The 11,793-nt window shown below is 37.3% G+C and carries 8 protein-coding genes; 3 read left to right on the top strand and 5 right to left on the bottom strand.

Annotation, left to right across the window (positions count from 1 at the left end):
• Positions 1-4 precede the first annotated feature (4 nt).
• From QNJ50_RS02315 to hemE, 3 genes are all read right to left on the bottom strand, one after another.
• Complete coding sequence (locus tag QNJ50_RS02315) at positions 5-1,585, bottom strand: B12-binding domain-containing radical SAM protein (RefSeq protein WP_300631574.1); 1,581 nt, start codon at positions 1,583-1,585, stop codon at positions 5-7.
• A 743-nt stretch (positions 1,586-2,328) separates the two neighbouring features.
• The gene (locus QNJ50_RS02310) at positions 2,329-3,285 is read right to left on the bottom strand and encodes an NAD(P)-dependent oxidoreductase (RefSeq protein ID WP_300631572.1); all 957 of its coding nucleotides are present in this window, start codon (positions 3,283-3,285) and stop codon (positions 2,329-2,331) included.
• A 150-nt stretch (positions 3,286-3,435) separates the two neighbouring features.
• The gene (gene hemE, locus QNJ50_RS02305) at positions 3,436-4,488 is read right to left on the bottom strand and encodes a uroporphyrinogen decarboxylase (protein ID WP_300631571.1); all 1,053 of its coding nucleotides are present in this window, start codon (positions 4,486-4,488) and stop codon (positions 3,436-3,438) included.
• Positions 4,489-5,014: 526 nt separating this feature from the next.
• Here hemE and QNJ50_RS02300 point away from each other — a divergent pair.
• Positions 5,015-5,776, top strand: a complete 762-nt coding sequence (locus tag QNJ50_RS02300; protein ID WP_300631570.1) for a hypothetical protein — start codon at positions 5,015-5,017, stop codon at positions 5,774-5,776.
• A gap of 111 nt (positions 5,777-5,887) precedes the next feature.
• Here QNJ50_RS02300 and QNJ50_RS02295 read toward each other — a convergent pair whose 3' ends face one another.
• Entirely contained in the window at positions 5,888-6,874 is a 987-nt protein-coding gene (locus QNJ50_RS02295) for an LD-carboxypeptidase (protein ID WP_300631569.1), read from the bottom strand.
• 354 nt (positions 6,875-7,228) lie between these two features.
• On the bottom strand, positions 7,229-8,317 hold the full coding sequence (locus QNJ50_RS02290) for a glycosyltransferase family 4 protein (protein ID WP_300631568.1): 1,089 nt from the start codon (positions 8,315-8,317) through the stop codon (positions 7,229-7,231).
• A 447-nt stretch (positions 8,318-8,764) separates the two neighbouring features.
• Between QNJ50_RS02290 and QNJ50_RS02285 the strand changes: the two genes are divergently transcribed.
• Both QNJ50_RS02285 and QNJ50_RS02280 read left to right on the top strand, forming a co-directional pair.
• Complete coding sequence (locus tag QNJ50_RS02285) at positions 8,765-9,748, top strand: calcium-binding protein (protein ID WP_300631566.1); 984 nt, start codon at positions 8,765-8,767, stop codon at positions 9,746-9,748.
• Between the two features lie 560 nt (positions 9,749-10,308).
• Positions 10,309-11,790, top strand: coding sequence for a protein kinase (locus QNJ50_RS02280; protein WP_300631564.1), 1,482 nt, complete (start codon positions 10,309-10,311; stop codon positions 11,788-11,790).
• Positions 11,791-11,793: the final 3 nt, after the last annotated feature.

Raw genomic sequence — 11,793 nt, 5'->3', positions numbered from 1 at the left:
ACAACTAAACTACTGCTTTAGCTTTCGCAGGTGCAACATATGGTTTTTCCACACCTTGCGCCAAATATTCAGTTAGTTGAGATTCTATTTGCTCGCGCACTATTTGACGATATTCCAAGAAATGTTCGTTATGAGCGCAGGTTGCAAGGTAATGTTCCGCAACTCCTGGATTATGCTTCAGAATACTAAATAAATGATGCCAAAATTTCCAGCGAGTTGGACGCTTGACACCTTGTCGCCAAAGAATAATCAAAAATGCTTTCACTACTTTCCATTCTGGCATCTTGGCTGGTGCTTTCCAGCTTGGTTTGCCCATCATCAAAAAACAACGATAGGTACGATCTAAATAATTTACTGGATCGTACAGCTTACAAAATGCTTCAATGTATTCCCTACCAATATCTTCTAGGGGACGGGTAGGTATAAAATTCATTAAAGTTGTCTGGTTGATATTACCATCTTTTTCGCTGCGTAGTCTTCCCTCTTTGCTCAAACGATGCCAAAGTGCAGTATTGGGAAGTGCTTGTAACATGGCGAAGGTTGTGGAGGGAATTGCTGCTTGTTCTGCAAAACGAACAATGCGATCGCCTGCTCCGCTTTTCTCATTATCAAACCCAATGATAAATCCAGCCATTGGACGCAAACCAGCTTTAATAATGGTTTGTACCGCATCGGTAAGAGAACTACGGGTATTTTGAAATTTTTTAGTTAACTGTAAACTATCTTCGTCTGGTGTTTCAATTCCTAAAAATACAGCAGCAAAGCCACATTCAACCATTAATTCCATCAGTTCTGGATCTTGTGCTAAGTCAACTGATGCTTCTGTATCAAAGCGGAAAGGATATTCATGCTCAGCCATCCATACCTTTAACTCTTTGAGTAATAACTTAACGTTGCGTTTATTACCAATAAAGTTATCATCCACCATAAACACACCACGTCGCCAACCTAATTCGTAGAGACGATCCAATTCTGCAAGGAGTTGTGCGGGGGTTTTAGTTCGCGGTTTGCGTCCATATAGGACAATAATGTCGCAGAATTCGCACTGGAAGGGACAACCACGGGAAAACTGCACCGACATCATGTCATAAGCGTCAAATTCTAGTAAATCAAACCGGGGTATGGGTGTGGTAGTCACATCTGGTTTCTCTGTAGCACGGAAAACCCCCGATGTTTTACCTTCTTGGACTGCTTGAATAAACATTGGTAGGGTGATTTCCCCTTCATCGAGAATGAGAAAATCTGCTCCTACTTTTTGAGCTTCTTGGGGTACGGAAGTTGGATAAGGACCACCAACCGCAACTAATTTACCATGGCTTTTGGCTTCTTTGATTTGGTCGAGTAAATCCTGCTTTTGCACAATCATTGCAGATAAAATTACTATATCTGCCCAAGCCCATTCTTCTTCTGTTACCGAACGAATATTACGATCTACTAACTTAAATTCCCACTCCTGGGGCAAAATTGCAGCTACTGTTACCAAACCCAAAGGTGGTAATAAAACTTTGCGGTCAACTAAATCTAGAATCTTTTCATAGGACCAAAAGGTTTTGGGAAATAGAGGATACACTAATAAAATTCGCATCAGAATTCTTTAACTCCCCACACTTTACGTTTTAATATTTGCTTCTAAGATTCTTTACTTCTATGGAATTTATTTTTAGTGAATATAACTTATCTATTTCAAAAAAATATAAATAGTTGAAGTATCGAAATCATTTAGTATCATAATTTTCAGTATTATAAATTTTAATTTTACGAATTTTAATTTTATGAACTTTAATTTTACAGATTTAATCTTAACAAATCATGAATATTACAAATACTTAGTAATTTTTATTTATGTTAGCACTTAATATATTTTTTGGTGCTATTTTTTTTGGATAAAAATAATATAATGTTGTCTATCATTCATATATCTAATTTTTAGAAATTAGTTATGAGTCATAAGTAAAATTATTGTAGGGTGTGTTAGGCGCGCAAGAGAATATTTTTTCAGGTCACCTTCATTACCGCGCCGTCACGCACCGCCCTTATATTGGTAAATAATAGTGTGTTAGGCGCGCAAGAGAATATTTTTTCAGGTCACCTTTATCACCGTGCCGTCACGCACCGCCCTTATATTAGTAAATAATAGTGTGTCAGGCGGCAAGAGAATATTTTTTAGTTCACTTATTGGTCTTATAGATACAGCATAACGTAGAGACACATAATCATGAGAAATATTTTATGTCTCTACATATATGTATATTTCTGAAGGTATATTTCTGAAAAGAAGTTGATATCTACAAAATTAATTCTAGATACTTAAAAAACAAAAAAATAAATTTAAGTAGGTTTTTTAACTCCACTAATTTTTAAAACATCCTCCATGGTGGCGCAATAATTGGGTAAGCCAAAAATAGTTGGATTCACAACTTTCTCATAGCTAAAATGTCGATAGTTCATACAAAATCTATCCCAAGCAGCCATTTGAATACGGAAAACAGCAATTAATAAATTGGCTAAGGGAAGGGAAAGGGGAATGCGGAACCAAATCTTTTTATCGAAATAGCTGCATAATTCCTCCACTGCTTGGTTAGCTGTTAACCTCTGTTGACCCAAAACTAAATAACGAGGTTCCCCTTCTTTCGGAGGATTTTCAACTAAATGTCGGATAACGGTGGCTATATCTTTCCCATGGATGAAGTGAAAGCTACCATCAGCCTGTAAAAAACGAATTAAATCGATATACTTAGTAACTTCAGGAATCCCGGATGTGAGATGGGAGTATGGTTTGTTGCGATCGCCTCCCAAAACAAAAGTCGGAAATACTTTGGTTATTTTATCTGCTACAGGTACTTGATTCATTTGCTCTAAACACTGATATTTAGAACGAATGTAATCTGTACCAAGTTCTCCTGCTTCCTTGAGGGGTTGGTTTTTGGAATCTAGTACGCTAGCTGTAGAGAAATAAATTACCTGTTCGCAGCGTTCTGGATCTAAGAGTTCTATTAACTCAATCGTTTTTGTGACATTAACATCATAAGTACCTTCTCCACCCCATGCAGTTGCAGTCAAGACCGCAACATCAATAGTTGGAAGTAAATCGGCGAAAGCATCAATTTTTTGCATATCGCCTTGAATTACTGTAACTCCAGGACGTGCTTGGGTATCAACTTTTAGTTTTTGGGGATTTCTTACAAGTAGATATAGTTCGTGATTAGTATCTTGAATTAATGTTTCGCTAATATAGTGACCAACACAACCACTCGCACCGGTCACCAAAATTCTTTTTTGAGTCATAAAAACTGTTTTGTTTTTGTTGTTAGTTATTGTGAAATATTTTGTATGGTTATTCCAACAACTAACAACTACAATTTGAGAAGAATCTCATTTTCTTTGAACCAGTCACACTTAAAAAGTAATGAGTGACAACTGAATTTCAAGGAAAGATTAATGTACTCCACTCAAGCTTTTAGCGGTTTCAAAGAAATAAGCAACATTTTCTTCTGGGGTATCCGGTAAAACACCATGTCCCAAATTCAAGATATGTCCCTGCTTACCGGCTTTGCGAACAGTATCGATAATGCGATCGCGAATAAATTCTTTGGAACCATAAAGCACGCCGGGGTCAAGATTTCCTTGAACTCCTAAGTTTGCACCCAATCTTCTTCTTGCATCAGCCATATCTACCGACCAGTCTACGGTAATAATGTCGGCACCTGATTTTGCCATTTTTTCTAGCAAACCACCACTACCAGTCACTAGCAAAATTAATGGTGTATCGGGATGGGTTTCTTTTACTTTCTTAAATACCCGTTGCTGATATGGTAAAGCAAAAGTTTCATAATCTTGAGGACTCAATTGACCAGCCCAAGAGTCAAACATCTGTACCACTTGAGCGCCACAATCAATTTGATAACAAATATAAGTAGCAATAGAGTCGGCAATTTTTCCTAAGAACTGATGCAGCATGGAAGGCTCAGAAAACGCCATGCTTTTAATGGTGGAATAGGTCTTAGAACCCTTACCTTCAATAGAATAAGCAGCTAAAGTCCAAGGAGCACCGACAAAACCTAAAACTGTGGATTTATCGCCAACTTCTTGACGCAAGGTTTGTAAAATGGTTTTGATAAAAGGTAATGATTCTTCCGGTTCTAAAGGATACAATTGATCCACTTGGGCTTGGGTACGAATAGGCGAAGTAATGACTGGACCTTTACCTTCAGCAATATCCATTTCAATCCCCAAACCAGGTAAGGGGGTGACGATATCAGAAAACATAATGACCCCGTCTGGCTGAAAAGCTTTCCAAGGTTGCAAAGAAATTTCAATCGCTACTTCCGGAATTTCCGAACGTTGGCGAAATGAAGGGTATTTTTCTCTTAATTGTCTATAAGCTTTCATATATCGTCCCGCCTGTCGCATCATCCATACGGGAGGACGTTCTAAAGCTTCACCACGAGTAGCCCGCAGGAGATGAGGAACAGTTGAGGAAACTACCATTTAATACTTCACCCTAAATGACTCTTTTTTTTGCAATTTTTAGCTTATCATCCAGGGAATCAACTTTGTTATTTGTCAATTTTTATTTGATATTTGCCAATTTTTATTAATGATTTGTTATTGCTCGCTCGTTATTTTCCACTGATGATTTACTCAATGTCTTGCAAACAGCTATATTTGTCACACATTATGTGTTTGTAAATTATAGTTCAAGCACAGGTACTAATGGTCACTTATCCCTTAAAGCATTGCAAAATACTTTGAAAAATGCCCTCAATGAAGTTGATATCGTAAGAAAAATTAATGCTTTTCATCAGCTTGAGGGAAGTTATTGTGATGTTTGAGTTTAATATTTTCCTTTAAGAGCACTCAAAAATTGTCAACTTGAAACCGTCAACTAACTTCTCCGGAGAGTGATATTTAAATCTAGTATTGCTAAATTAGTACGATTGCGACCATGGCATATTTCTTGTCCTTGATGTTTTTCATCGATTGAGATTTAAATAATTAATAAACAACTTACAGCATGCATACTGAATATAGTAGTGACCCTGTACCTTCTAGTACTAACATTCGCCGAACGCGAAAATTTTTAATTCCTCGCCAAAAAAGACGAATTTTCTTTTTTCGATTTATTCTAATGACTGTCTTAGGATGGATTGTTGGAGGAATAGCTAGCCTTGCTTTAAAAAGATTTTTTGTTGACTTATTACCTGCTGTAATTAATTTTCCCCACCCGGTTTTATCTGTTTGGGGGGAATATGTTAGTAATTTACTTTTTGCTTTAATTTTTGGAGCGGATCAAGCACTGGTAGTACGCCAATATGTATCCGGTAGAAGGTGGATGATTACTACTACTTTAGGTTGGTTGGTTGCAACTAATATTTCTGCTCTTTGGGTTCAACATATTTATTTTCAAGCTGTATCTTTAGAAAGAGTATTATCTTCTCAAGAAATATTTTTATACGGTTTTTTATCTACCCTTGCATATATTATTTCCGGTCTTTGGCTGGGATTTTTCCAATGGTTAGTTTTACGCAGGTATGCTGTTAATGCTTGGAAATGGGTGTTTGTTCCTGCAATTTCATTCTTCCTGATTAGTTTTTCTATGTTGTTCCTAGCTCAAGCAAGGGAAATTATTCCTCTGTTGAAGCAGAATGTGGTCAGCTATTTTAGCGAGCAAATATTAACTGCATTGATGTTGGGGATAGTTCCGGGAATCATGTTTTGTACTCTTAGAATTAGACCAAAAGTCAAGCCGGAATCAGGAGTTGGAAGTCAGAAGTAATGAGTAATGAGTAATGAGTAAGAAGTAAGGAGTCAGAAGTCAGGAGTAACCCCAATTACCAATTACCCATTACCCATTACCCATTACCCATTACCAATTACCAATTACCCATCACCCAAAACTCAAAACCCCTGTATCTGCATTCAACTCAACCGGTACTCCTACGGGTAAAACTGCATTGCAACCATCATGACCAAATGGTAAATCGGAAATAATTGGAATATTTAAATCTCCCAAGCGATCGCGCAATACTTCTTCCACACTAAAACTGGAACTCTTTGCTGGTGCTTCGCATTGGCTAAAACGACCGACAGCTATACCACTTACCTTTGCTAAAGCACCACTCATCCGCCATTGGGTTAACATCCTGTCAATACGATAGGGTGGTTCGGTAACGTCTTCGAACGCTAAAATTACCCCTTCTAAATCTGGTTGCATTGGGGTACCTAAAAGATGTGTAGCAACGGTAAGGTTGGCTGGAAGCAAATTACCTTTAGCGATACCTCCATTCCAAGCATTACCTGACAATGGTTTGAGGGGACGACCTTCCACCCAGTCAAATAATCGATCAATTGACCATTGGGGTTCTTTTCCCAAAGTAATTAATACAGGACCATGGACGCCAGAAATACCTTCTTTGTAAAGACTCCACAATAAAGCGGTAATATCAGAAAACCCAATTAACCATTTCGCTGTAGAGACGCGATATGACTTCCTGTGGGAACGCTCTGCTAACGCGTCCCTAGATGTCATATCTTTTTGTGTTGAGTTGCTAAGACTCCAAGTCCAATTTTCCAGTAGACGAGTAGTACCAAAACCACCTCTAGCACAGAGAATACCTCGACATTCTGAATCTTCCCATGCTGCTGCTAAATGGTTGCGACGATGTTCGTCTTTACCTGCGAGATATCCCCAAGTACGATCTATCTCAGAAATTATTTCTACTCGATAACCGCGCGATCGCCAAATGTCCACCCCCTTTTGAAAATCCCCAAATTCTCGCAAAGCACCACTAGGAGCAATTACCCGGAGTAAGTCTCCTGGTTTGAGGGGAGATGGTACAGTCGCTAATTTTGATTTGAGAATTTGAGTTTGCATGGATAATTTACTTGTACTAAATCTGGTACTAAGTGTTGATATTTGAAGTTGATATTTGAAAAACAGTTGTATAAACTTTATTTAAAAATTCTGGTTCCTTCCCCTTTGCAAATTTATAGGTATCAACGTGTCACGTTTGCAGATCTTGAAACTACAGTTTTTGAAACTACAGTTCCGTAAACATTGCTAGGTTGGCGCGGTGGGGAAGGTTATAAAAAGCAAGGAGAGATAATATAAAACTAGTGTTAGAAAAACACCAATTATCTATTTGTATTTCCTTTTTACTGGTTTGTCAGTGGTAATCAGTACAAACTAGTAAAAATAAACTACTTAATATACAAAAAATTAATAAATTTAACCTCTTGTATCCAAAATCTTTAAGAACCATTCTTCGAAGCGTAAACCTAATGCTTCTAAAGAAAATTCGGTTTCTGCTTGTTGACGACAAGTATAACGGTTAATCTTATCTAAAGACAAAACAGCATCTACTAACCCTTGGACGCTATCTGGCTCCACCAAAAATCCCGTTTGACCGTCTCGAATAATTTCTGCAGGACCGCCACGAGCATAGGAAATAACTGGTACTCCACAAGCAAGAGCTTCAATCGCAACGTTACCAAAGGCTTCTACCCACCGGGGTGTCATTAATAATGCTTTACATTCTCTAACGACCTTTTGCATTTCTGTGGTTGGTAAAAAACCCAAATATTCTGCTCTTGCATTGGGATAATCTTGACGAATTTTTTTCCAGTATGCTTCATCCTGCATTTTACCCAAAATATAAAGCGGAAGATTGGTTTTTTGGGCAGTTGCGATCGCATCTTCTAAAGCTTTTTCTGGAGAAATACGACCCAACCAAACTAATTGTTCTTTGGGTTGGGGACAAAATTCATATAACGATAAGTCAATTCCACTACTCAAATGGTACAAGGGTGGGGTTAATTCGGGAAAAGTTGCGGCTTGAGATGGAGTATAAAAACCAATTGTACCGGGAAATTGCTTGGCTACTTGCTGTATAATAAAGTCTAGTGCATCAGATAGAGAACCCATACTGACAAAATGAGCGATGGGTGTTTGGAAAAACGGCGTCAGGTAGAACGGTAACCAATCATAAGCTAAATTCACAATCAAGTCATATTCACTTTGAACTTGACGTGCATATTCCCACATATTCCCCAAAAGAGGGTTTTCTGGCATATTTACGGGGGTGTTACGTTCTTGGGATTGGGCGATTACTTGTAAGTTTCCCGGAATTTCCGCAATTGGTAGATCGTCCCATGTAGAACCTTGTGGGGCGAGAATTTGTAGTTGATGACCTTGACGGATTAATTGTTTGGCGATGTTATACAAACTTAATTCAACACCACCACCAAGTCCAGTACCAAGGGGTCCAACAGGAGTAGAGATAAATAATAATTTCAAAGCTTTTGTTAAAGCAGACATCTAAAAATCATAATTAATCATAGATCGCAAAACAACTTTCATGAAGAATACTTCTCAATTTATATAGACTGTTTTTTTCGTACTGGTAATACCTTTGACTATTTACACGGTGTACTCTGGTTGCGTTGTTGGTGAAATGCAGTTACCTGGGGGGGTTCAAGTTTGTTTTTTGCGAAAAACCTAAAGGTATCGCAGGTGAAAACCCGTACCACACATTTTGGTCAAAATCTTATTTCGAAATATTTTAGGTAATAAAAATTTGAACTTAATGTTTGAACTTAATATTTGAACTTAATATTTTAGTTAAAAAAGTATCATTAACGGCTTCCAACATCTTTTTGACATCTGATTACTCAAAATCGTCTAGGATCGCTATAGCAAAAGTTTTAATCGTTTTTTCGTTGGCTTGGCTGCAATCTGTTTTGGATATTGGGGTTTCAGATAAATATGGCAGATATTTCCGGTACAAAAGATAATGATCTAATTTTTGGTAGTCCAGAAGATGATTTAATCAATGCATTAGAGGGTAATGACGACGTCGTCAGTGCTGGTGATGGTAACGATACAGTTAAAGCTGGGAGTGGAGAGGATAACGTCTTTGGTGGAAATGGTGACGATCGCATAGAAGGAGAAGGTGGGACTGATTTTATTAGAGGGGGAGATGGTAATGATTCTCTCTACGGCGGCGCTAAACCTGATATTCTGATTGGGGAAAATGGTAATGATGTTGTTAATGGAGGTAGGGGGAATGATTTATTATTCGGTGATGTAGATGACGTCACTGGAATCGGAGATGATGTTCTCAGGGGTGGAGCAGGGGACGATAAAGTTAATGGTGGTCCGGGAAACGATCGAGTCTTTGGTGACAAGGGCAAAGATATCCTTAGTGGTAGTATGGGTGATGACTTTGTCAGTGGTGGTGCAAATGACGATCAAGTTTTTGGCGCAGCAGGGAATGATTTAGTTTTTGGTGATTCTGGTGACGACCGAGTTAGTGGTGGTTCGGGTAATGATTTTGTCTCCAGTGGTGCTGGTGATGATACTTTGAGTGGAACTACTACTTTGAGTCCCCAACCTGGTTTTGGTGAAATAGATGTATTGATTGGTGATGCTGGTAATGATGTCTTTGTGTTAGGACAATTATTACGAAATGCAATTGAGACTGTCTTTTATAATGATGGCGATCCTAATACTGCTGGAACTGATGATTATGCAGCGATCGCCGATTTTGAGCTTGAAGGGGAGAATAAAGACAAAATTCAACTAGTTGGGGAAGCAAGTGATTATTCCTTGGGTAAGTCTCCCGATAATTTACGACCCGGGACAGCAATATTTTTTAATGATGGTGCAACACCTGAGTTAATTGCAATTGTAGAAGGAGTTTCCCCAGAACAACTTAATTTAGAAGATCCTAATCAATTTACTTTTTAAACTTGAGGGTAAGTAACTCCGAAAATTTAGGTACCACTGTAGTGGCGCTAAAGCGCTACTACAAACATATTTTTCCATAAGTAATTAAGCGGGCATCATACAAATCAGTAAAAATTGTAAAAATTGCAACTATATACTGATTTAGTCGCAAGAATTAAAACTCAAATAGACAAACAAGGTCCAGAAAATAAAAAATAAAATTGATAGATCTATTTAATTTTACTTGGGTTATATCTGAGCATTTTTCGATACAATTATCAGAAATCTTTAAATATTTGTTGTATCTATTAAGTACCTATTTCATATAAACTCAACATTAAACATATATTAACAGCTTAGTATTTTGTTCAAAAAATTATTGAGGTTGTGAATTGTTTGTAGAATTTCGTGACGTCAGCTCGACAGAGTTTGTCTGTAATTTTATACTTACATAAAAACACGGCAGTAGGAGTACTATTATTGCTCAGATTTAATTAACAAACTAGTTAACAAATTTCCTGAGACAAGTGTAAAAAAACAATAAACAATATTAATATCCTGAAAACTGCGTAAGCATATTTATGTTAGGAGCAAGTCTGGTAGGGGAAATACTTCAAGGACATTACCAAGTTACAAAAAAACTAGGTGAAGGTGGTTTTGGGGAAACCTATTTAGCTGTAGATACCTCAAGATTCAACCGACCTTGTGTTGTTAAAAGACTAAAACCCCAGAATCAATCTACCTTTAAATGGGTACAACAAGCATTTGAGAAAGAAGCAAAAACTTTAGAAATACTAGGAAAACATTCCCAGATTCCCGAGCTTTTAGCTTATTTTCAAGAACAACAAGAATTTTTTCTCGTCCAAGAATTTGTTGACGCCGATGACTTGCGCAAAAAAATAGTTCGCGGTCAAAAATGGTCGGAAAATCAAGTTATTTTTTTATTACAGAAAATATTAGAAATACTAGCTTTTGTACATCAACATGGAGTTATCCATCGCGATTTAAAGCCAGAAAACATATTATTTTATCCAAATAATCAAGTAGTAATCATTGACTTTGGCGCAGTTAAACAAGTAAGTACAAAAGTTTTTAATACTCAAGGGATGATCACATCTACAACAGCAGTTGTAGGTACTCAAGGATACATGCCAGTCGAGCAACTACGGGGACATCCAATGTTATGTAGCGATGTTTATGCGGTAGGAATGATTGGTATTGAAGCACTGACAGGTACATATCCTTTGGAATTAGATATTGATACCAACACATTAGAAGTTGTTTGGCGTCATTTAGTTCAGGTAAGAAGCGATCTTGCAGATGTTTTGGATCGCATGATTAGCTATCATCCGAATCAGCGATATAATTCAGCATCAGCTGCATTACAAGCAGTTCAAGAATTAACAAAGACAGTTTATCCAGGAACACCCCAGGTAGCAAATGTTCCTAATATTAATTCTACTGTACCCCCAACTTCGTCATCACAAGCAAAATCAGCACCATCACCACAACCAACACCACCACAACCAACGCCAAGCCCACCACCATCTTTAAAACAGCAACCGGCACAAAATTTATCCAGTAATAGTTCATCTAGTAATAGTTCATTTAGTAATTCGTCAAGCAATTCATATAATCATTCATCTAATAATTTACCTAGTTCTATTAAGTATGCGGGTATTTCGAGAAGAATAGTTGCCGACATTATAGACAAAACAATTTTAATTGTTAGTACTTTAATATTTGACTTAATTACCAGTGGAATTGACAATCATGAGGAGTTTTGGCTGAGATTTTTAGCTGAATATATAGTTTTGGGCTTTATATATTCTTTGGTGATGGAAAGTTCTCCAACCCAAGGAACTTTAGGGAAAATGTTATTGGGGATTGCGGTTACCGATATCAACGGAAATCGAATTACATTTGAGCAAGCTGCCAAAAGATATATTAGTAAATCTCTTTCATATTTAACTGCTTGCTTTGGTTTTTTTATGGCAGGAGTTACAGATAAAAAACAAACCCTGCACGATCAAATTTCTAATTCTTTAGTTATTAGAAAATAGTAA

It is taken from the genome of Mastigocoleus sp. MO_188.B34, assembly GCF_030065675.1.
Taxonomy (GTDB): Bacteria; Cyanobacteriota; Cyanobacteriia; order Cyanobacteriales; family Nostocaceae; genus Mastigocoleus.
The sequence above is the reverse complement of the archived record's forward strand: the minus strand, read 5'-3'. Positions and strand labels throughout refer to the sequence as shown.